At 65.9% G+C, this 19,148-nt stretch carries 23 protein-coding genes; 8 read left to right on the forward strand and 15 right to left on the reverse strand.

All coding sequences use genetic code 11. The features are described from left to right. Window positions 1-49: 49 nt before the first annotated feature. On the forward strand, window positions 50-1,276 hold the full coding sequence (gene trpB, locus KO490_RS03015) for a tryptophan synthase subunit beta (protein ID WP_216017924.1): 1,227 nt from the start codon (window positions 50-52) through the stop codon (window positions 1,274-1,276). Here trpB and KO490_RS03020 read toward each other — a convergent pair. From KO490_RS03020 to pth, 3 genes are read right to left on the reverse strand one after another with little or no spacing between them, the layout of a single operon-like run. After that, on the reverse strand, window positions 1,267-1,647 hold the full coding sequence (locus tag KO490_RS03020) for a DUF2237 family protein (RefSeq protein ID WP_216017925.1): 381 nt from the start codon (window positions 1,645-1,647) through the stop codon (window positions 1,267-1,269). The genes trpB and KO490_RS03020 overlap by 10 nt on opposite strands. A 48-nt stretch (window positions 1,648-1,695) precedes the next feature. Beyond that, window positions 1,696-2,694: a DUF2332 domain-containing protein gene (locus KO490_RS03025; RefSeq protein WP_216017926.1), complete on the reverse strand. Its 999-nt coding sequence runs from the start codon at window positions 2,692-2,694 to the stop codon at window positions 1,696-1,698. After that, complete coding sequence (pth, locus tag KO490_RS03030; RefSeq protein WP_216017927.1) at window positions 2,691-3,401, reverse strand: aminoacyl-tRNA hydrolase; 711 nt, start codon at window positions 3,399-3,401, stop codon at window positions 2,691-2,693. Before pth ends, KO490_RS03025 begins: the two co-directional genes overlap by 4 nt. 162 nt (window positions 3,402-3,563) lie before the next feature. Here pth and KO490_RS03035 point away from each other — a divergent pair, with 162 nt between their 5' ends. The 5 genes from KO490_RS03035 (at window position 3,564) to KO490_RS03055 (ending at window position 6,913) form a co-directional block, all read left to right on the forward strand. Beyond that, window positions 3,564-4,196 carry an ATP-dependent Clp protease proteolytic subunit gene (locus KO490_RS03035; protein WP_216017928.1) on the forward strand — a complete coding sequence of 211 codons (633 nt, stop codon included), beginning with the start codon at window positions 3,564-3,566 and terminating at the stop codon, window positions 4,194-4,196. Between the two features lie 164 nt (window positions 4,197-4,360). Beyond that, window positions 4,361-5,626 (forward strand): ATP-dependent Clp protease ATP-binding subunit ClpX, encoded by a 1,266-nt coding sequence (gene clpX / locus KO490_RS03040; RefSeq protein WP_216017929.1) that lies wholly within the window; start codon window positions 4,361-4,363, stop codon window positions 5,624-5,626. A gap of 93 nt (window positions 5,627-5,719) precedes the next feature. After that, on the forward strand, window positions 5,720-6,094 hold the full coding sequence (locus KO490_RS03045) for an NADH:ubiquinone oxidoreductase subunit NDUFA12 (protein WP_216017930.1): 375 nt from the start codon (window positions 5,720-5,722) through the stop codon (window positions 6,092-6,094). A gap of 1 nt (window position 6,095) precedes the next feature. Beyond that, window positions 6,096-6,566, forward strand: coding sequence for an outer membrane lipid asymmetry maintenance protein MlaD (locus KO490_RS03050; RefSeq protein ID WP_216017931.1), 471 nt, complete (start codon window positions 6,096-6,098; stop codon window positions 6,564-6,566). Then, the gene (locus KO490_RS03055) at window positions 6,563-6,913 is read left to right on the forward strand and encodes a DUF2155 domain-containing protein (protein ID WP_216017932.1); all 351 of its coding nucleotides are present in this window, start codon (window positions 6,563-6,565) and stop codon (window positions 6,911-6,913) included. The genes KO490_RS03050 and KO490_RS03055 overlap by 4 nt, the downstream gene beginning before the upstream one ends. On the opposite strand, the gene aat is transcribed toward KO490_RS03055, so the two are convergent. From aat to hisA, 6 genes are all read right to left on the reverse strand, one after another. Then, window positions 6,880-7,521: a leucyl/phenylalanyl-tRNA--protein transferase gene (gene aat, locus KO490_RS03060; protein ID WP_216017933.1), complete on the reverse strand. Its 642-nt coding sequence runs from the start codon at window positions 7,519-7,521 to the stop codon at window positions 6,880-6,882. The genes KO490_RS03055 and aat overlap by 34 nt on opposite strands. 9 nt (window positions 7,522-7,530) lie before the next feature. Then, entirely contained in the window at window positions 7,531-8,877 is a 1,347-nt protein-coding gene (accC, locus tag KO490_RS03065; RefSeq protein WP_216017934.1) for an acetyl-CoA carboxylase biotin carboxylase subunit, read from the reverse strand. A gap of 9 nt (window positions 8,878-8,886) precedes the next feature. Further along, window positions 8,887-9,399: an acetyl-CoA carboxylase biotin carboxyl carrier protein gene (gene accB / locus KO490_RS03070; RefSeq protein WP_216017935.1), complete on the reverse strand. Its 513-nt coding sequence runs from the start codon at window positions 9,397-9,399 to the stop codon at window positions 8,887-8,889. A 103-nt stretch (window positions 9,400-9,502) separates the two neighbouring features. Beyond that, window positions 9,503-9,817, reverse strand: a complete 315-nt coding sequence (locus tag KO490_RS03075) for a phosphoribosyl-ATP diphosphatase (RefSeq protein ID WP_216017936.1) — start codon at window positions 9,815-9,817, stop codon at window positions 9,503-9,505. Further along, window positions 9,814-10,575 carry an imidazole glycerol phosphate synthase subunit HisF gene (gene hisF / locus KO490_RS03080; protein WP_216017937.1) on the reverse strand — a complete coding sequence of 254 codons (762 nt, stop codon included), beginning with the start codon at window positions 10,573-10,575 and terminating at the stop codon, window positions 9,814-9,816. Before hisF ends, KO490_RS03075 begins: the two co-directional genes overlap by 4 nt. A 22-nt stretch (window positions 10,576-10,597) precedes the next feature. Beyond that, on the reverse strand, window positions 10,598-11,314 hold the full coding sequence (hisA, locus tag KO490_RS03085) for a 1-(5-phosphoribosyl)-5-[(5-phosphoribosylamino)methylideneamino]imidazole-4-carboxamide isomerase (RefSeq protein WP_216017938.1): 717 nt from the start codon (window positions 11,312-11,314) through the stop codon (window positions 10,598-10,600). Window positions 11,315-11,453: 139 nt separating this feature from the next. Here hisA and KO490_RS03090 point away from each other — a divergent pair, with 139 nt between their 5' ends. Next, window positions 11,454-11,837: a DUF2147 domain-containing protein gene (locus tag KO490_RS03090; protein ID WP_216017939.1), complete on the forward strand. Its 384-nt coding sequence runs from the start codon at window positions 11,454-11,456 to the stop codon at window positions 11,835-11,837. A 37-nt stretch (window positions 11,838-11,874) separates the two neighbouring features. Here the strand turns inward: KO490_RS03090 and KO490_RS03095 are convergent, their stop codons facing one another. From KO490_RS03095 to KO490_RS03105, 3 genes are all read right to left on the reverse strand, one after another. Beyond that, window positions 11,875-13,050, reverse strand: a complete 1,176-nt coding sequence (locus tag KO490_RS03095; protein ID WP_216017940.1) for an NAD-dependent epimerase/dehydratase family protein — start codon at window positions 13,048-13,050, stop codon at window positions 11,875-11,877. A gap of 84 nt (window positions 13,051-13,134) precedes the next feature. After that, complete coding sequence (locus KO490_RS03100; RefSeq protein ID WP_216017941.1) at window positions 13,135-13,806, reverse strand: ABC transporter ATP-binding protein; 672 nt, start codon at window positions 13,804-13,806, stop codon at window positions 13,135-13,137. Beyond that, window positions 13,803-15,272, reverse strand: a complete 1,470-nt coding sequence (locus KO490_RS03105) for a hypothetical protein (RefSeq protein WP_252726985.1) — start codon at window positions 15,270-15,272, stop codon at window positions 13,803-13,805. The genes KO490_RS03100 and KO490_RS03105 overlap by 4 nt, the downstream gene beginning before the upstream one ends. 111 nt (window positions 15,273-15,383) lie before the next feature. Between KO490_RS03105 and KO490_RS03110 the strand changes: the two genes are divergently transcribed. After that, window positions 15,384-16,238 carry an ABC transporter permease gene (locus KO490_RS03110; RefSeq protein WP_216017942.1) on the forward strand — a complete coding sequence of 285 codons (855 nt, stop codon included), beginning with the start codon at window positions 15,384-15,386 and terminating at the stop codon, window positions 16,236-16,238. A 3-nt stretch (window positions 16,239-16,241) separates the two neighbouring features. Here the strand turns inward: KO490_RS03110 and choV are convergent, their stop codons facing one another. The 3 genes from choV to choX all read right to left on the reverse strand — a co-directional run bounded on the left by choV (window position 16,242) and on the right by choX (window position 19,115). Further along, on the reverse strand, window positions 16,242-17,261 hold the full coding sequence (choV, locus tag KO490_RS03115) for a choline ABC transporter ATP-binding protein (RefSeq protein ID WP_216017943.1): 1,020 nt from the start codon (window positions 17,259-17,261) through the stop codon (window positions 16,242-16,244). Next, window positions 17,258-18,109 carry a choline ABC transporter permease subunit gene (gene choW / locus KO490_RS03120; protein ID WP_216017944.1) on the reverse strand — a complete coding sequence of 284 codons (852 nt, stop codon included), beginning with the start codon at window positions 18,107-18,109 and terminating at the stop codon, window positions 17,258-17,260. The genes choV and choW overlap by 4 nt, the downstream gene beginning before the upstream one ends. 64 nt (window positions 18,110-18,173) lie before the next feature. Beyond that, complete coding sequence (gene choX, locus KO490_RS03125; RefSeq protein WP_216017945.1) at window positions 18,174-19,115, reverse strand: choline ABC transporter substrate-binding protein; 942 nt, start codon at window positions 19,113-19,115, stop codon at window positions 18,174-18,176. Window positions 19,116-19,148 lie beyond the last annotated feature (33 nt).

The following is a 19,148-nucleotide window of genomic DNA, read 5'->3' on the forward strand; positions in this document are numbered from 1 at the left end:
CGGCTAGAAGGGGCACAACCGTTTCAATCCGACCGCAAAGGCGTTTTCCATGGCCGACGATCTGCTGAACAGCTTCAAGACCGGACCCGACGAACAGGGGCGCTTCGGCATCTATGGCGGCCGCTTCGTCAGCGAGACGCTGATGCCGCTGATCCTGGACCTGCAGGCGGAATACGAACGCGCCAAGACCGACCCGGAATTCTGGGCGCAGATGGACGATCTGTGGACGCATTACGTGGGCCGCCCGTCGCCCATGTATTACGCCGAACGCCTGACCCAGCATCTGGGCGGTGCCAAGATCTACATGAAGCGGGACGAGCTGAATCACACCGGCGCCCACAAGATCAACAACGTGCTGGGCCAGATCCTGCTGGCGATGCGCATGGGCAAGACCCGCATCATCGCAGAAACCGGCGCCGGTCAGCACGGGGTGGCGACGGCCACCGTCTGCGCGCGCTTCGGCCTGAAATGCGTCGTCTACATGGGCGCCCACGACGTGGAACGCCAGGCGCCGAACGTCTTCCGCATGCGCCTGCTGGGCGCCGAGGTGGTGCCCGTGACCAGCGGTCGCGGCACGCTGAAGGACGCGATGAACGACGCGCTGCGCGACTGGGTGACGAATGTCCGCGACACCTTCTACTGCATCGGGACGGTGGCGGGTCCGCACCCCTATCCGGCGATGGTCCGCGACTTCCAGTCGATCATCGGCAAGGAGGCCCGCGAGCAGATCCTGGCCCGCGAGGGGCGTCTGCCCGACACGATCATCGCGGCCATCGGTGGCGGCTCGAACGCGATGGGGCTGTTCTATCCGTTCCTCGACGACAAGAGCGTGAACGTCATCGGGGTCGAGGCCGGCGGCAAGGGCGTGGACGACCGGATGGAACATTGCGCCAGCCTGGTCGGCGGTCGCGCGGGCGTGTTGCACGGCAACCGCACCTATCTGCTGCAGGACGATGACGGGCAGATCCTGGAAGGGCACTCGATCAGCGCGGGCCTGGATTATCCGGGCATCGGGCCGGAACATGCCTGGCTGAAGGATGTGGGCCGCGCGCAATATGTCAGCATCACCGACAAGGAGGCGCTGGAGGCGTTCCAGCTGTGCTGTGCGCAGGAAGGCATCATCCCCGCGCTGGAACCCAGCCATGCGCTGGCCCATGTCATGAAGATCGCGCCCGACCTGCCTGCCGACCACCTGATCGTCATGAACATGTGCGGTCGCGGCGACAAGGACATCTTCACCGTCGCCAAGCATCTGGGCGTCGAGATTCAGGCCTGATCGTCCGCCCCTTGGGCGTGCCGCTGCAGCAGATCCAGCGGCACGATCTCCAGCGCCTTCAGATGCGTCGCCTCCAGCACCACGCGGGGGGCGGCGTATTCCTGCGCCGCCTGCAGGAAGCGGGCCGCACACAGGCACCAGCGATCGCCGGGCTTCAGACCTGCGAAGCCGAATTCCGGGCGCGGCGTGGACAGGTCGTTCCCCAGATATGCCGACATGGCCAGGAATTCCGCAGTCACGATCACACAGACGGTGTGGCTTCCCCGATCCTCGGGGCCGGTATCGCAGCAGCCATTGCGATAGAACCCCGTCATCGGGGCTTTCGAGCAGGGTTGCAGATCCCCGCCAAGGACGTTGATCGACGGCTCCATGCGCTTCTCCGTGATGGCTGACGGGCCCAGCCTAGGGGGAAGCGAGGCTCAGGCCAAGGGCCGGGGCGCCCATTCGATCCAGCGACCGTGGAAATCGGCACGGCCAAGCGACCAGCGCCGCGTATCGCCGTCGCGCAGGGTCAGGCTCAGCGCCGCGCCGTGGCCGCCATCGGCCTCCATCCCGAAATGCGCCAGCGGCGAGGCCGCATCTGCAGGGCTGCGGGCAAGCGTATCCGCGACCATGTCCAGGGTTTGGGGCGGGAAATACTGCGCGGCCACCGTGTGGAACACGAGCCTCAGCCGGCCCGGTTCGGGCAGGGCCAGCCGATCGCGCAGCCACGCGCCCGCATCGCCCGCCTCGACCATGGGGGGATGTGTCCGTGCCAGCGCCAGCGCCGCACGCAGGCGTTCCAGCCGCGCATCCTGATCGGCCCAGCAATAGGCCATCAGCCGCAGCCCGTCGTGTTCCGCGCTCAGGGGGTTCAGATCCACCCCGCGCCGATCCGCGACGGCAAAGCTGCCCTGGGGGACATCGCCCCGCCATTCGGGCGTCAGCACGACGCCATCGCCTTCGAAAAGGTGATAGCGGTCGAAATTGAGGTTCAGCCCGGCGGATGTGCCCAGCTCCAGCAGCGACAGCGGCATGTCGCAATGTCCCGACAGGAACCGCGCCGCGCCGATGAGCGCCGCCGAGCGTGCGACTTCGTTCGTCTGGGGCGGGCTGTCCAGCCAGTCCAGCACGAAATCGCGATGCCCGTCGATGGCCGCCAGCAGCAGATCGGCATCGACCCGCCGCGCGGCATAGGCATCGGCCAGCGCCGCATCGCGCCCTGTCAGCACCAGGGCATGCAGCGCGCCGCAAAGGCGCAGCGGCACGGAATGGCCACGGCTCGATGGATCGCCGGGCCAATCCAGCATGCGATCCGCGACGGGGCCGTCCTGCAGCGCATCGGCCAGCAGGTCGCAGATATCCGCCGTCATGGGCGAGCCCAGATCGCGGCATGCACGCGCCTGATCGCGGAACGCCTCGCGGACGGTCGTGGTCACTTGAAGCGGTCCGACAGGGCGCGCAAGCGGTCGGTGAAGCTGGCGGGCTGTTCGGGTTCGGCCTGCCGCCGGGGCTTCGGGTTGGGCTTTGCAGTGGCGGGGGTGGCCGTCGGGGGCGCGGCCGTTCCGCTGTTGCGCGCTGGCGCGGTGCGGTTCGCGACGGCGTTCTGGAAACGGCCCCAATCGCCCGCCATCAGCGAGGGCGCCCCGTCCGAGACGCCGCGCATCAGGTCGTCCAGCCAATCCTGTTCCGCCTTGGCAAAATCCGACAGGACATAGCCCGCCACCCGGTCCTTGTGGCCCGGATGCCCAATGCCCAGCCGCACACGGTGGTAATCCGCGCCGATATGCTGGTGGATCGAGCGCAGCCCGTTATGGCCCGCATGGCCGCCGCCCGTCTTCACACGGCACTTGCCAGGGGCAAGGTCCAGCTCGTCATGCATGACGATCACGTCGCCGGGCGTCAGCTTGAGGTATCGCATCGCCTCGCCCACGGCCTGGCCCGACAGGTTCATGAAGGTCGCGGGCTTCAGTAGCACCGCCTTGTCGTCGCCCAGCCGTCCTTCGGCCACATGGCCCTGGAAACGGGCACGCCACGGACCCATGCCGTGGTCGTCCGCGATCCGGTCCAGCGCCATGAACCCGATATTGTGGCGATTGGCCGCGTATTTGGTGCCCGGATTTCCAAGCCCGACGATCAGTTTCAAGGCATTTCTCCGTCGCGTTTCGTGGCAGGCAGGGCCATGAATGTCGTTCCATCCCTTGCGGCTGTCCTTGCCCGTTACTAAGACTCTGTCAACCTATCGCGTCTAACACGGGTTTCAGCACCCGGTCGAATCGCGGGGACAGGGACCAAAGAAGGACTGAAGATGAGCGATCCGGCAGAATTCTACATGAACACCCTCGTTCCCATGGTGGTCGAACAGACCTCGCGCGGGGAACGGGCCTACGACATCTTCTCGCGACTGCTGAAGGAGCGGATCATCTTCGTTTCGGGGCCGGTGCATGACGGCATGTCGACGCTGATCTGCGCCCAGCTGCTGTTCCTCGAGGCCGAGAACCCGAACAAGGACATCAGCATGTACATCAACAGCCCCGGTGGCGTCGTCACCTCGGGCCTGTCGATCTACGACACGATGCAGTACATCCGTCCGCGCGTCTCGACGCTGGTCGTGGGGCAGGCGGCGTCCATGGGGTCGCTGCTGCTGGCCGCGGGCGAGCCGGGCCTGCGCTATTCGCTGCCCAACAGCCGCGTGATGGTGCACCAGCCCTCGGGCGGGTATCAGGGTCAGGCGACCGACATCCTGATCCACGCGCGCGAGACCGAGAAGCTGAAGCGCCGCCTGAACGAGATCTATGTCCAGCATACCGGCAACCCGCTGGAGAAGGTCGAGGAGGCGCTGGAGCGCGACCGCTTCATGTCGCCCGAGGAAGCCAAGGACTGGGGCCTGATCGACGAAGTCGTGGCACCCCGCGGCAAGGCCGAGCCCGAGAAGAAATAACGGCTTGGGGATTGTGACCGACCCGGCCAATCCCTAACATGGGAAGCAACCGGTCGGGGGGTGTTCCGCAGCCCCCGACCACGCCCAAGGAATGCGGCGTGCGGGAATGAACCCGCGCTCTGCCCGCAGACGATACCTGCCTGCGGCAATGAAGGAAGTGGACGATGGCGAACCAGTCCGGCAGCGACAGCAAGAACACGCTCTATTGCAGCTTTTGCGGCAAGAGCCAGCACGAGGTCCGCAAGCTGATTGCGGGTCCGACGGTGTTCATCTGCGACGAATGCGTCGAACTGTGCATGGACATCATCCGCGAGGAAACGAAATCCTCGGGCCTGAAGTCCGGCGAGGGCGTTCCGACCCCGCGCGAGATCTGCGGCGTGCTGGATGATTACGTCATCGGGCAGGAACATGCCAAGCGCGTCCTGTCCGTGGCGGTGCACAACCACTACAAGCGTCTGAACCACGGTGCGAAGGGCGATATCGAGCTTGCGAAGTCGAACATCCTGCTGATCGGCCCGACGGGTTGCGGCAAGACGCTGCTGGCCCAGACGCTGGCGCGTATCCTGGACGTTCCCTTCACCATGGCCGACGCGACGACGCTGACCGAAGCGGGCTATGTGGGCGAGGATGTCGAGAACATCATCCTGAAGCTGCTGCAATCGAGCGAGTACAATGTCGAGCGCGCACAGCGCGGCATCGTCTATATCGACGAGGTCGACAAGATCACGCGCAAGTCCGACAACCCCTCGATCACCCGCGACGTGTCGGGCGAGGGCGTGCAGCAGGCCCTTCTGAAGATCATGGAGGGTACCGTCGCAAGCGTCCCGCCGCAGGGCGGTCGCAAGCATCCCCAGCAGGAATTCCTGCAGGTGGACACGACGAACATCCTGTTCATCTGCGGCGGCGCCTTCGCGGGTCTGGATCGCATCATCCAGCAGCGCAACAAGGGCACTGCGATGGGCTTCGGCGCTTCGGTCAAGGAAAACACCGACCAGGGCGTGGGCGAGACCTTCAAGGAACTGGAGCCCGAGGATCTGCTGAAATTCGGCCTGATCCCGGAATTCGTGGGCCGTCTGCCGGTCATCGCGACGCTGACCGATCTGGACGAGGAAGCGCTGATCATCATCCTGACCAAGCCGAAGAACGCGCTCGTCAAGCAGTATCAGCGCCTGTTCGACCTGGAGGGCGTGCAGCTGACCTTCACCGAGGATGCGCTTCAGGCGATCGCCAAGCGTGCGATCGAACGCAAGACCGGTGCTCGCGGCCTGCGCTCGATCATGGAAGAGATCCTGCTGGACACCATGTTCGAACTGCCCGGCATGGACAGCGTCGAGGAAGTCGTCGTGAACGAGGATGCTGTGGGCAACAGCTCGGTCAAGCCACTGCTGATCCATACGGATCAGAAGAAGGAAAGCGCGACGGCGGGCTGATCCGTCGCGGCCCGGATCCCCGCATCGCGCGGGGATCTGGACCCCGGCCCGAAACTGGGGCATATCAACCAAAACCGTTCGAGGGTTCCCGACATGTCCTTTCTGCTTCGCGCTTTGACCTGGTGGAACAGCCAGACCGTCAACACCCAGTTCTGGACCTGGCGCAACGGTACCAAGGTGGGCGAGGACGCGCAGGGCAACGTCTTCTATCAAAGCAAGGACGCCAAACGCCGTTGGGTCATCTATTCCGGCGAGGCCGAGGCCAGCCGCATCGACCCCGAATGGCATGGCTGGCTGCACCATACCTGGAACGAGGCCCCGACCGAGGTTCCCCTGCAGCACAAGCCGTGGGAAAAGCCGCATCAGCCGAACCTGACCGGGACGGATGGGGCCTATGTGCCGGCGGGCTCGCTCTATCGTGCCGAACCGGCCAAGCGCAGCGATTACGAAGCCTGGCAGCCGGAATAAGATGACCGCCGCAAGCGATGCAGGAACGGCCAGGGCCGAACTGATCGCCGGTGCGGTCGTTCTGGCGGTTGCGGCGGGTTTCCTCGGCTGGGCCGCACAGGGACGATTTTCGACCGGCGGCTACGAGGTCACGGCATCCTTTCCCGATGTCGATGGGGTTGCCGTCGGGACCGAGATCCGCATGGCGGGCGTTCCCATCGGCAAAGTGTCGGATGTAAGGCTGGACCCGCAGAGCTACATGGCCGATGCCGTGCTGCGCATTCCCGACGAGATCGTGCTGCCCGCAGACAGCGCCGCGATCATCCAGTCGGACGGGTTGCTTGGCGGCGCCTATATCCAGATCCAGCCGGGCGGCAGCCTTGACGACATCCCCCCGGGCGGAGAGATCGAGGATGTCCAGGGGGCCGTCAGCCTTCTGCAGCTGATGCTGAAATTCGTGGACAGCCAGGCTTCCGAGGGGGATGAGCCATGATCCGTGCCGCCATGCTTGCCGCCCTGACCGCTACGCCGCTTGCCGCGCAAGAGGTGACGGGCGCGGATGGCGCGCTGCTGCGTGGCCTCGACAAGGTCTCGGGCCAGACGACCGATCTGCGTCTGTCGGTGGGCGAGGCCGTCCGCTATGGCAGGCTGGAGGTTCGCCTGGGCGAATGCCGCTATCCGACCGCCGATCCCAGTTCGGATGCCTATGCGCAGCTGATCATCACCGATCTGCGGCAGAACGCGACCGTGTTCAGCGGCTGGATGATGGCCAGCTCGCCCGCATTGTCGGCGCTGGACGATGCGCGCTACGACGTTTGGGTGATTTCCTGCCAGAGCTGATCGGCATCCGGAAGCGGCGCCGCGCCGAAATCCGCATTGCGTGACAGGGCGACCGCCAGCTGACGGCGATAGGCGGTTCGCGGTATCTCGAACCCGCCCATCCGTTCCAGATGCGGCGTCAGGAACTGGGTGTCGAACAGCCTGAAGCCGCAGCGCGCCAAGTGGGACGAGGTCCAGAGCAGGGCCATCTTCGACCCGTTCGTCCGCGCCGACACCATGGATTCGCCAAAGAACGCCGCGCCGAGCGTCACCCCGAAGATGCCGCCTGCGAAGATGCCGTCCTGCCTGACCTCGATCGCATGGGCATGGCCCATCGCGTTCAATTGCAGATACAGGCTGAACAGCGGTTCGTTGATCCAGGTGCTTTCGCGATCCGCACAGGCCCGCACGACCGTCGCGAAATCGCCGAAATGTCCCGACCAACCGCCCCGGCGCAGGTCGCGCCGAAGCGAGCGCGAGGCGTGAATGCCGCCGATGGGCAGCACGCCCCGCATCGGTGGATCGAACCACCAGAGCCGGTCGTCATCGGCGCTTTCGGCCATCGGGAAGACGCCGCGCGCATAGCCGTTCAGCAGTTGCGCGGGCGTCAGCACCGGCGGCCTCAGCACCGGGGGGCCTCAGGCGAAGTTCTTCTCCAGCCACCGCTCGAGCCAGTGGATGGAGTAGTTGCCCGTCTGGATGTCGGGCTCTTGCAGCAGGGCGTTGAACAGCGGAACGGTGGTGTCCACCCCGTCCACGATCAGTTCGCCCAGGGCGCGCGACAGACGTGCCAGCGCCTCGTCGCGGTCCCGGCCATGCACGATCAGCTTGCCGATCAGGCTGTCGTAATAGGGCGGGATCGAATAGCCCTGATAGAGCGCGGAATCCATCCGCACGCCAAGGCCGCCCGGCGCGTGATACTGGGTGATCTTGCCGGGGCAGGGCGAGAATGTCGGCACCTTCTCGGCATTGATACGCACTTCGATCGAATGGCCGCCAATGGTCAGGTCCTCCTGGCGGAATTCCATCTCCTCGCCCGCGGCGACCAGGATCTGCTGCCGGACAAGATCGACGCCGAAGATCGCCTCGGTGACCGGATGTTCGACCTGCAGGCGGGTGTTCATCTCGATGAAGTAGAACTCGCCATCCTCGTAGAGGAACTCGATCGTGCCCGCACCGGAATAGCCGATCTCGGCCACGGCATCCGCGCAGATCTTGCCGATGCGCGCGCGTTCGCTTGCGCTGATGGACGGGCCGGGGGCCTCTTCCAGCACCTTCTGGTGACGGCGCTGCAACGAGCAGTCGCGTTCGCCCAGATGGACTGCGCGGCCCTTGCCGTCACCGAAGACCTGGATCTCGATATGGCGGGGCTTCTGCAGGTATTTCTCGATATAGACGTCGGGATTGCCGAAGGCGGCCTTTGCCTCGGCCCGCGCGGTGCGGAACGCGACCTCGAGGCCCGCCTCGTCCTTGGCGACCTTCATGCCGCGACCGCCGCCGCCGGCCGTCGCCTTGATGATGACCGGATAACCGATCTGACCCGCGATCCGCTTGGCGTCGTCCACGTCATCGACGCCGCCTTCGCTGCCCGGGACACAGGGAACGCCCAGCTTCTTCATCGTGTCCTTGGCGGTGATCTTGTCACCCATGATGCGGATATGTTCCGCACGCGGACCGATGAAGGTCAGGTCGTGATCCTCGACCATCTGCACGAAGCCCGCGTTCTCCGAAAGGAAACCGTAGCCCGGATGGATGGCCTGCGCGCCGGTGATCTCGCAGGCCGAGATCAGGGCGGGCATGGAGAGATAGCTCTGCCCCGAGGGGGCAGGGCCGATGCAGACGGATTCGTCTGCCATGCGGACATGCATCGCATCCGCGTCGGCGGTCGAATGGACCGCGACCGAGGCGATGCCCATCTCGCGGCAGGCGCGGATCACGCGCAGCGCGATCTCGCCCCGGTTGGCGATGAGGATCTTGTCGAACATGGGCAAGCCTTACTCGACGACCATCAGGGGGGCGCCGAATTCGACGGGCGCGCCGTCATCGACCAGGATCCGCTTGACCGTGCCCGCACGCGGCGACGGGATGTGGTTCATGGTCTTCATCGCCTCGACGATCATCAGCGTCTCGCCTTCGGCGACGGTCTGGCCGATCTGCACGAAGGCCGCGGCACCGGGTTCGGCTGCCAGATAGGCGGTGCCCACCATGGGCGAGGTCACGGCGCCGGGCAGGCTGGCCGGGTCTTCGCTGACCGCGGGTGCCGATGCCGCGGCGGGCGCGGCTGCAGGGGCCGCCGCGGGGGCGGGTGCACCGGCCGGGGCGCTGGCGGCATAGACGACCTGCTGCGGGCCCTGCTTGGCCAGGCTGACCGTCAGCCGGTCATGTTCGCCATATTCCCGTTCGACCTGAATTTCGCTCAGTTCGCTTGCGTTCAGCAATTCGGCCAGCGACTGGATGAAGGCCACGTCGCCTTCGTGGTGCTTGCCCTGCTTGGAATCGTTGGTCATGCCGTCCTCTGCCATGTTTTTTCGGTGCCGCCCGTGGCGGCGATTGCGGCGCTTATAGCCCCTTGCATATCCCAAGGGAAAGGGTCTCGCGGTTCGAACGGGCCTATTGCCCCCGCGAGGCCTTCTCGGCAATGCCCGAAACGCCTTCGCGACGGGCAAGTTCTTTCTCGACATCCGCCAGCGTGACATCGCGCGCGGCCAGCATCACCATCAGGTGATAGAGAACGTCCGCAGCCTCGGATGCAAGGCGCGCGCGGTCGCCCTTCACCGCTTCGATGATGGCCTCGACGGCCTCCTCGCCGAACTTCTCGGCGCATTTCTCGGGGCCCTTGGCCAGCAGCTTCGCGGTCCAGCTGCCGTCGGGATCGGCCCCCTTGCGGGCCTCGATGGTGGCGGCAAGACGGTCGAGGGCGGTCATGTCAACCTCATGGGGATGCCCGCGGCAGCCATGTATTCCTTGGCCTCGGCCACGGTATGGGTGCCGAAATGGAAGATGGATGCCGCAAGCACGGCGCTGGCATGGCCTTCGGTGACGCCTTCGACCAGGTGATCCAGCGTGCCGACGCCCCCCGATGCGATGACCGGGATGTTCACCGCGTCCGCGATGGCGCGCGTCAGGCCGATGTTGAAGCCCGACCGCGTGCCGTCCCGATCCATCGAGGTCAGCAGGATCTCTCCTGCGCCCTTCGATTCGACGAGGCGTGCGAATTCCACGGCGTCGATGCCGGTGGGCTTGCGGCCGCCATGGGTGAAGATTTCCCACCGTCCGTCCGCCACGGTCTTGGCGTCGATGGCGGTCACGATGCACTGGCTGCCGAAGCGGTCCGCCGCACGCGCCACGACATCGGGATCGGCCACGGCGGCGCTGTTGAAGCTGACCTTGTCGGCCCCCGCCAGCAGCAGGGCGCGCACGTCTTCGGACGTGCGCACGCCCCCGCCAACCGTCAGCGGCACGAAGCATTGTTCGGCGGTCCGCGTCACCAGGTCGAACATGGTGCCGCGGTTCTCGTGCGTCGCGTGGATGTCCAGAAAGCAGATCTCGTCCGCGCCGGCGGCGTCATAGGCGCGCGCGGCCTCGACCGGATCGCCCGCGTCGCGCAGGTCCACGAAGTTCACGCCCTTGACCACGCGGCCATCGGCCACGTCCAGGCAGGGGATGATGCGGGTCTTCAGCATCGCTTCAACCTTTCCTTCCGGCTCAGGCCAGCGCGGCCAGCGCCTGGCGCAGATCCAGCGCCCCGTCATAGAGCGCCCGCCCCGAGATCGCCCCCGAGATGGCGCCGGTCGCCTTGAGCGCATGCAGGTCGTCCAGCGACGACACGCCGCCCGATGCGATGACCGGAATATCGACGGCGCGGGCCAGCGCCTCGGTCGCGGCGATGTTCGGGCCGCCCATCGCGCCGTCGCGATCGATATCGGTATAGATGATCGCGGCCACGCCGGCATCCTCGAACTGGCGGGCAAGGTCGGTGGCCATGACGTCGGTCTCGGTCGCCCAGCCGCGCGTCGCCACGCGCCCGCCGCGCGCATCGATGCCCACCGCGATCTTGCCCGGGAAGGCGGCAGCGGCCTCGCGCACCAGGTCGGGGTTCTCGACCGCGACGGTGCCCAGGATGACGCGGGACAGGCCGCGGGCGATCCAGGCCTCGATCGTGGCCATGTCGCGGATGCCGCCGCCCAGCTGGGCGGGAATGTCGGTGCGTGCAAGGATCGCCTCGACCGCCTCGGCATTGACCGGACGGCCCGCGAAGGCGCCATTCAGATCGACCAGGTGCAACCATTGCGCACCGGCATCCTGAAAGGCGCGCGCCTGCGCCGCCGGGTCGGTCCCGAAGACGGTCGCGGCCTCCATGTCGCCGCGCAGCAGGCGCACGCAATTGCCGTCCTTGAGGTCGATGGCGGGATAGAGGATCATCTGCAAGCTCCGGGGCGTGGATCGGGGTCGCATCCCTTTGGCATGACAGGCCCCGTGGGGCAAGTGGCGGACCCTACGTTACGCTTGCCAGCGCGGACGGGGGCCGCGCAATCTGATCCCATCCTGAGGAGGAGGGATCATGCGTCAATTCATTCTTGCGGCCGGTTTCGCACTGGCCGCGGGGGCGGCATCCGCCGACCCGATCGAGGGCATCTGGCAGACCCAGCCCGACGAGGGGGCATTCGCCCATGTCACCATCGCACCATGCGGCGGGGCTTTCTGCGGCACCATCAACCGCACGTTCAAGGACGGGGCCGAATACCGCTCGCCCAATATCGGGCGACAGATCGTCATCGACATGGCCCCCCGGGGCGGCGGCGCCTACGAGGGGCGCGTGTGGCGGCCCGCGAACGACAAGGTCTATAACGGCAAGGCTTCCGTGTCAGGCGACAGGATGAGCCTGTCGGGCTGCGTCGCGGGCGGTCTCATCTGCAAGAGCCAGACCTGGGTCAAGGTCCAGTAGGGGGAATGCGGGCCGGGAAACGCCCGGCCCGCATTCGTCATTCCGCCGCCGCCTGCGGGCGCCATTCCGACACGCAGGGGATCTTGGTACGGTCGCAGCGATGGGCATAGCGTCTGGCGATGTCCTGCACCTCGGCCAGCAATCCGTCCTGCAGCTTGATCGGCTGCAGTCCCAGACCCAGGAAGCCGTCATTCGCGACATGGAGGTCGTTTTCGTCGGCCTCGTTCCGGGGGTTGCGCTGCAGCGCGATCCGCGCCCCCGTCCGGTCCGCGATCATCTGCGCCAGATCGCGCACGCGATGCGTCTCGGTCATCTGGTTCAGGATGCGCACCCGGTCGCCCGCCGCGGGCGGGGTCATCAGCGCCAGTTCGATGCAGCGGCAGGTATCCTGGATATGGATGAAGGCGCGGGTCTGCCCGCCGGTCCCGTGCACCGTCATCGGGTAATCGATCGCCGCCTGCATCAGGAAACGGTTCAGCACCGTGCCGTAATCCCCGTCGTAATCGAAGCGGTTGATCAGACGCTCGTCCCGCGCCGTCTCCTCGGTCTGGGTGCCCCAGACGATGCCCTGATGCAGGTCGGTGATCCGCAGCCCGTCATTCTTGTTGTAGTAGAAGAAGAACAGCTGATCCTGCGTCTTGGTCATGTGATAGATGCTGCCCGGATTGGCGGGATAGAGGATCTGCTGCTGGTGGGGGCCGTTGGCCGTATCGACCGTCACGTCCAAGTAGCCTTCGGGGATCTTCATCCCCGCCGTGCCATAGCCGTAGACGCCCATCGTCCCCAGATGGACCAGGTGGATGTCCTGGCCGGATTCCACGATCGCGGCCAGCACGTCGTTCGTCGCATTCAGGTTGTTGCTGACGGTATAGCGCTTGTGCCGGCTGGATTTCATGGAATAGGGCGCGGCGCGCTGTTCGGCGAAATGGATGATCGCGTCGGGGCGCTCGGTCTGCAGAAGGGCCAGCAGGCGGTCGTAATCCTGCCCCACGGTCAGATCGACGGTGCGGATCTGGCGGCCGGTCAGTTCCGACCAGGCGCGGACGCGTTCTCCAAGCGGCCTGATCGGGGTCAGCGACGTGACCTCCAGCTCCACGTCGATCTTGCGTCGAGACAGGTTGTCCACGATCACGATCTCGTGCCCTCGGGCCGAGAGATGCAGTGCGGTGGGCCAGCCGCAAAAACCGTCGCCGCCCAATACTATGATTTTCATGGATTCCCATCTCCTACCTTCGGCGAAGATTAGGAGCGATGGTGAAATTGATCCACCCCCTTGCTGCAGGGTGACATCGGATCGTCACATCTCGTGGCGGGCCTGTTCCATGTTTTCCATATGCATGGCGATGGCGTCGTCGATATCGTCGAAATAGAACAGCTTGCCGTTCTCAAGCACCGCGCCCGATGTGCAGACGGCCCGCAGCATTCCCATGGAATGCGACACGACCACGGCGCCGGCCTGGGCCAGGCGGTGGTTGAAGACGTGGTTCGACTTGGCCTTGAACGATGCGTCGCCCACGGCCGACACCTCGTCCACCAGATAGGTGTCGAAGGGCACGGCCATCGACAGTCCGAAGGCCAGACGCGACCTCATCCCCGAGGAATAGCTGCGCAGCGGCAGGTGGAAGTGATCCCCCAGCTCGGCGAAATCCTCGACGAAGGCCAGGACCTCCTCGGTGTCGATGCCATAGACGCGCGCGACGAAGCGGCAGTTCTGTTCGCCGGTCAGTTCCGCACTGAACGACCCTGCGAAACCCACCGGCCAGCTGATCGTGCCGGTGGACAGGATCTGCCCCGACGTTGGCAGCATCGCCCCCGAGATCATCCGCAGAAGCGAAGATTTGCCCGCGCCGTTCCGCCCCAGAAGCGCAACCGACACGCCGGTGGGAAAGGTGGCCGTGATGTTGTCGGCCACCACCTTGCTGCGTCCGTTCAGCGTATAGGTCTTGGTCAGGTTCTGCAGTCGGATCATCGCCGGTCGCGCAGGCTGTAGAAGGCGAGGCAGCCGATGATCCATGCCAGCGTCAGGAAGCCGAAGATCATGGCCAGAAGGCGCCCGCGCTGCGGGAACTCGGGTTCCTGGGCAAGGGTCGGGCGGATATAGGGCGCAAGGTAACGCGACTGGCGCACAGCCTCGGCCCGGGCGGATTCGAATGCGGCCAGCGCGGTGGTATAGCTGGTTTCGGCGAATTGCCGATCCACGGCCAGCGTCTCGTACTGGCCCACCACCTCGGACAGGGCGACGTCTTCGGTATTGGTGCCGACCTTCTGACGTTCGTCGTCGATCTGTTCGCGGATGACCTGCACGCGCAGCTCGGTCTGGGCGATGCGCGGATCCTCGGGCTGGGCATTCGCGCGCAGCAGCCCGAGCGAGACGAGCTGTTCGGCCAGCTGCGTCTGAAGCGAGGTGACGACGCCGACCTGGCCCTGCACATCGGCCTCGGGGTCCACGATCTGGTATTCGTTGCGGAATTCCGTCACCGCCTGACGCGCGGCGCGCAGGCGTTCCTGGGCGCGCTCCAGCTCGTCGCGGGCGTAGCGCAGCGCGTCCTCGCGGCTGATGTCGTTCAGCTCGTTGATGAGGACGGTGCCCTCGTCCAGGATCGCCTGCGATATGCCCTGCGCGTCCTGCGGATCGAAGGCCAGGATGCGAAGGTCGATCATGCCGTCATTGTACTGGATGCGGACCTTGCGTTCCCATTCCTTGACCAGCGCCTCGATGGAATCGTTGCCGCGGAAGCCGAAGATCGGATCGCCCGGCGCCTTCGACCACACCTCGCGCAGGTTCATGCGCTGGTCCACGCGTTCGACCAGATCGCGGCTCTGGATGAACTTGAAGAGGACGTCGGTATCCGAGGTGGAGCTGGACGTGACACCCACCAGCGAGCTGAGCCCGCCCAGCACGTCGGTCGACGTGCCCGCGCTTTCGGACCGGACCGAGAACCCGACATAGGAGGCATACTGGTCCACGGCCCGCGTATAGAGATAACCGCCGGCGATCGCGGTGGGCAGGATCACGCCCAGCACGAAGGCACCGACAAGACCGCGATGGCGTTTCTGCACCTTGGCCCGGGTGGCGGGCGGTGCCACGGGGGCCGCGGCCATCTTCTCGCGTGCCTGCTGGATACGCTGCTTCTGCGCGGCATTGGTTGCTGCATCGGATTTCGCGGCCTTCATGCGATGCATCTGCGCGCGTGCCCGGGGGCCCTGACCCTTGGGGCCGGGTCCACCCTTGCCCGGACCTTGGCCCTGCGGGCCGTGACCCGGACCCTGACGCGGGCCGCCCTGGGGCTGTCTGTTCGGGCCTTGCGCGTTGCCGCGGCCCTGGGCCGGTCCCTGGGTCCGGCCTTCGGTGGATTGGGTATCGGGGGATCGACCGTCGGGCCGGTTCGCGGCTGCCTCGGTCGTCGTGCCGGGTGTCTGGTCCTCAGCGGACATGTGCGTGGCCCCGCCTGTCTGTTGCACTTCCAGACGACCTCATACATAAGCGCAGGCGACAGTTCCAGCGCCGATGGATCGGCGGGATCGCGAACCCAGAAGGCGCGGCTGATGTCCGACACCCCACCGTTCCGGAAACCTGCATTCCCCACCCAGACGCGCGCCACGCGGCCCCGGCAGCTGAAGGAGGTCCGCAAGCACCGCAGCCATGCCAGCTTCCGCGCCATCACCGCCCTGATCCTGCGCGAGATGCAGACCAGCAACGGGCGCGGGCGCGGCAGCTATATCTGGGCGATCCTGGAACCCGTGGGCGGCATCGTCATGCTGACCATGATCTTCTCGCTCGGGTTTCGTGCGCCGCCGATCGGGACGAATTTCGCGATCTTCTATGCGACGGGCATGGTTCCCTTCATGGCCTATATGGACATATCGGGGAAGGTGTCGAACGCGGTCGGGTATTCCAAGCCGCTTCTGGCCTATCCGGCGGTGACCTTCATGGATGCGCTGATCGCGCGGGTCATCTTCAACACCATCACGCAGCTGATGGTGGCCATCGTGATCTTCACGGGCATCTGCATGATGATGGAGACACGGACCGAGCCGCAGATCGGGGGAATCGCCCTGGCCATGCTGATGGCCGTCACGATCGGCACCGGGGTGGGGGTGATGAACAGCTTCCTGTTCCAGGCGTTCGACTGGTGGCAGTCGATCTGGAGCATCCTGACCCGCCCGCTGTTCCTGCTGTCGGGGCTGTTCTTCATCTTCGACGACGTGCCCCAGCCCTACCAGGACTGGCTGTGGTACAACCCGCTGATCCATGTCATCGGTCAGATGCGGCGTTCGTTCTTCCCGTCCTATATCGGGGATTACGTCAGCCTCGCCTATCTTTTCGGGGTGGGCATGGGGCTGACGGCCTTGGGGATGGCGCTGCTGGTCCGGTATCACCGCGACCTGCAATACAGCTGATCCTCAGCCCCGCGGATCGATCAGGCGCGCAAGCACCGCGGCCCGCGTGATGCGCCCGCCGCCCTGGACCGGGATGGCGGTATCGCCCGCCAGCCTGTCCATCACGTCGCGAACCGGCATGTCGCGGGGCACGGGATCGCCCTCTGCCTCGCCCGGCTCGGCCACATCCTCGGCCGTCAGCACCCCGAGCGGGTTCATATGCGCCACGAAATCCGCGACATATTCGTTGGCCGGGTTCGCGATGATGTCGCGGGCGGTGCCGATCTGGACGATGCGCCCGCCCTCCATCAGGGCGATGCGGTTGCCCAGCTTGAAGGCTTCGTCCAGATCGTGGCTGACGAAGATGATGGTGCGCCCGGTCCTGGCCTGCAGTTCCAGCAGCTCGCCCTGAAGGCGGGCACGGATCAGCGGGTCCAGCGCGCTGAAGGGTTCGTCCATCAGCAGGATGGGCGCCTCGGTCGCGAAGGCGCGGGCAAGGCCCACGCGCTGCTGCATCCCGCCCGACAATTCGCCCACCTTGCGGTCGGCCCAATCGGCAAGCCCCACGGTCTGCAGATGCCGTTCGACCCGTTCGCGGCGTTCGGCAGTCGAGATACCGGCCAGTTCCAGGCCCAGCCCCACATTGTCGCGCACCGTCCGCCATGGCAGCAGACCGAATTGCTGGAACACCATCGCGACATTGCGCAGGCGGATGTCGCGCAGGTTCCTCTTGCCCGCGCCGGTCACGCTGACCATCCGGTCGCCCCGGCGGATGCGCACCTCGCCGCGGCAGACGTCGTTCAGGGCGTTGACCGCGCGCAGCAGCGTGGACTTGCCCGACCCGGACAGCCCCATCAGCACGAGGATCTCGCCCTCGTCCACGGACAGCGAACAGTCGTGGACGCCCAGGACCTGGCCGGTCTCTTCCTTGATGGGGCCGCGTTCCAGCCCCTCGTCCATCAGGGGCAGGGCACAGGCGGGGCGGTCGCCGAAGACGATGCTGACGCGGTCGAATTCGACCGCCGTGCGTCGGGTGTCGGTCATTTGCGGCCCTCCATGCGCAGCATCCGGTCCAGAAGGATGGCCACGACGACGATGACGAAGCCCGATTCGAAGCCGAGCGAGGTGTTCACGCTGTTCAGCGCCCGCACGACCGGAACGCCCAGTCCCGATGCGCCGACAAGGGCCGCGATCACGACCATGGACAGCGACAGCATGATGGTCTGGTTCAGCCCGGCCATGATCTGGGGCAGGGCGCTTGGCAGTTCGACCTTCCACAGCAGCTGGCGGGGGGTCGCGCCGAAGGCGGTCGCGGCCTCGGTCAGCGCGGCGGGGGTCGAGGATATGCCCAGCTGAGTCAGCCGGATGGGCGCGGGCAGCACGAAGATGACCGTCGCCAGCAGCCCCGGCACCATGCCGATGCCGAAGAAGACGATGGCCGGGATCAGATAGACGAAGGTCGGCAGGGTCTGCATCAGGTCCAGCACGGGCCGCATCCAGGCATAGAGCCGGGGCCGGTGCGCCGCCGCGATCCCCACCGGCACCCCGATCGCCATGCAGACGATGCAGGCCGACAGCACCAGCGTCAGGGATTGCAGCGTCTCATCCCAATATCCCTGGTTCAGCACGAACAGCAGGCCCGCGCCCATCAGCAGGCAGACGGGCAGGCGCCGCTGCAGGACATAGGTCAGCGCCATGGCAATCAGGATGAAGACGAAGGGATGAGGCGCTTCCAACGCGCCCAGAACGCCGTCGATCAGCCCGTCCATCGCATCCGATATCACGTTGAACAGGGGGGCCGCATTGGCGTTCAGCCAGTCGAACACGGCCTTGGCCGTGCGGCCGACCGGGATCTTGTTGTCGGTGACCCACTGGGTGAGCTGCTCCATCATCGCGCCTCTGCCTGTCGGGAATGGAATGCCGGGCACGACGGATGCCGCGCCCGGCAGGGATGTGTCAGCCTTCCAGCGCGGCGTCCAGAGCCGCCTGCGGGTCGTTCCCGTCCACGGTCGTGACATCGACCAGCCAGGGCGTCGCGGCATCGGGGTTGCCGGCCAGCCATTCGGCGGCGGCCTCCATCGGGTCCTGGCCGTCGTTCAGGATCTTGCCCATGACCTCGTTTTCCATGGCCAGGGTGAATTCCAGGTTCGACAGCAGCTTGCCGACATTCGGGCATTCCTCGACATATCCCGCGCGGGTGTTGGTGCGCACCTCGGCACCGCCCAGATCGGGGCCGAAGATGTCGTCGCCCCCGGTCAGATAGGTCATTTCGAACTGGGCGTTCATCGGGTGCGGTTCCCAGCCCAGGAAGACGATGGGATCGCCCGAATTCTTCGCGCGGCCCACCTGCGCCAGCATGCCCTGTTCGCTGGATTCGACGATCTCGAAGGTGCCCAGGTCGAACTGGTCCTCGGCCACCATCTCCAGCAGCAGGCGGTTGCCGTCATTGCCCGGCTCGATCCCGTAGATCTTGCCGTCCAGCGCATCCTTCTGCGCCGCGATGTCGGCGAAATCCGCGATGCCCAGATCGGCACCGGCCTTGTTCGTGGCCAGCGTGTATTTCGCACCGGTCAGGTTGGTGCGGACGGTATCGACGGTGCCCTCGTCGCGATAGGGGGCGATGTCGGCCTCCATCGTGGGCATCCAGTTGCCCAGGAACACGTCCACGTCGTCGGTGGACAGCGCGGTATAGGTCACGGGCACCGACAGCAGCCGGATCTCGGTTTCATATCCGAGCGCCTGCAGCACGGTCGATGTCAGCGCCGTCGTCGCGGTGATGTCGGACCAGCCCACGTCCGAAAAGACGACGGTTCCGCATTGTTCGGGTTCCGCCGCAAGGGCGGGAAGGGCGGTCGCGGCGCCGAAGGCTGCGGCCAGCGCAATACGCGAAAGGGTCATTTTTGGCTCCCTGTTCTTGATTGGTCAGTCAAT

The organism is Paracoccus sp. C2R09, from assembly GCF_018860625.1.
Classification (GTDB): Bacteria; Pseudomonadota; Alphaproteobacteria; order Rhodobacterales; family Rhodobacteraceae; genus Paracoccus.

Coding starts and splice junctions, on each gene's coding strand:
- KO490_RS03105 (WP_252726985.1), bottom strand. CDS start 15,272: ATGTCCGCTGAGGACCAGACACCCGGCACGACGACCGAGGCAGCCGCG.
- accB (WP_216017935.1), bottom strand. CDS start 9,399: ATGACCAACGATTCCAAGCAGGGCAAGCACCACGAAGGCGACGTGGCC.
- accC (WP_216017934.1), bottom strand. CDS start 8,877: ATGTTCGACAAGATCCTCATCGCCAACCGGGGCGAGATCGCGCTGCGC.
- hisA (WP_216017938.1), bottom strand. CDS start 11,314: ATGATCCTCTATCCCGCCATCGACCTCAAGGACGGCAATTGCGTGCGC.
- KO490_RS03095 (WP_216017940.1), bottom strand. CDS start 13,050: ATGAAAATCATAGTATTGGGCGGCGACGGTTTTTGCGGCTGGCCCACC.
- clpX (WP_216017929.1), top strand. CDS start 4,361: ATGGCGAACCAGTCCGGCAGCGACAGCAAGAACACGCTCTATTGCAGC.
- KO490_RS03045 (WP_216017930.1), top strand. CDS start 5,720: ATGTCCTTTCTGCTTCGCGCTTTGACCTGGTGGAACAGCCAGACCGTC.
- choW (WP_216017944.1), bottom strand. CDS start 18,109: ATGATGGAGCAGCTCACCCAGTGGGTCACCGACAACAAGATCCCGGTC.
- choV (WP_216017943.1), bottom strand. CDS start 17,261: ATGACCGACACCCGACGCACGGCGGTCGAATTCGACCGCGTCAGCATC.
- KO490_RS03050 (WP_216017931.1), top strand. CDS start 6,096: ATGACCGCCGCAAGCGATGCAGGAACGGCCAGGGCCGAACTGATCGCC.
- KO490_RS03075 (WP_216017936.1), bottom strand. CDS start 9,817: ATGACCGCCCTCGACCGTCTTGCCGCCACCATCGAGGCCCGCAAGGGG.
- trpB (WP_216017924.1), top strand. CDS start 50: ATGGCCGACGATCTGCTGAACAGCTTCAAGACCGGACCCGACGAACAG.
- KO490_RS03110 (WP_216017942.1), top strand. CDS start 15,384: ATGTCCGACACCCCACCGTTCCGGAAACCTGCATTCCCCACCCAGACG.
- KO490_RS03055 (WP_216017932.1), top strand. CDS start 6,563: ATGATCCGTGCCGCCATGCTTGCCGCCCTGACCGCTACGCCGCTTGCC.
- KO490_RS03035 (WP_216017928.1), top strand. CDS start 3,564: ATGAGCGATCCGGCAGAATTCTACATGAACACCCTCGTTCCCATGGTG.
- choX (WP_216017945.1), bottom strand. CDS start 19,115: ATGACCCTTTCGCGTATTGCGCTGGCCGCAGCCTTCGGCGCCGCGACC.
- KO490_RS03090 (WP_216017939.1), top strand. CDS start 11,454: ATGCGTCAATTCATTCTTGCGGCCGGTTTCGCACTGGCCGCGGGGGCG.
- KO490_RS03020 (WP_216017925.1), bottom strand. CDS start 1,647: ATGGAGCCGTCGATCAACGTCCTTGGCGGGGATCTGCAACCCTGCTCG.
- hisF (WP_216017937.1), bottom strand. CDS start 10,575: ATGCTGAAGACCCGCATCATCCCCTGCCTGGACGTGGCCGATGGCCGC.
- KO490_RS03100 (WP_216017941.1), bottom strand. CDS start 13,806: ATGATCCGACTGCAGAACCTGACCAAGACCTATACGCTGAACGGACGC.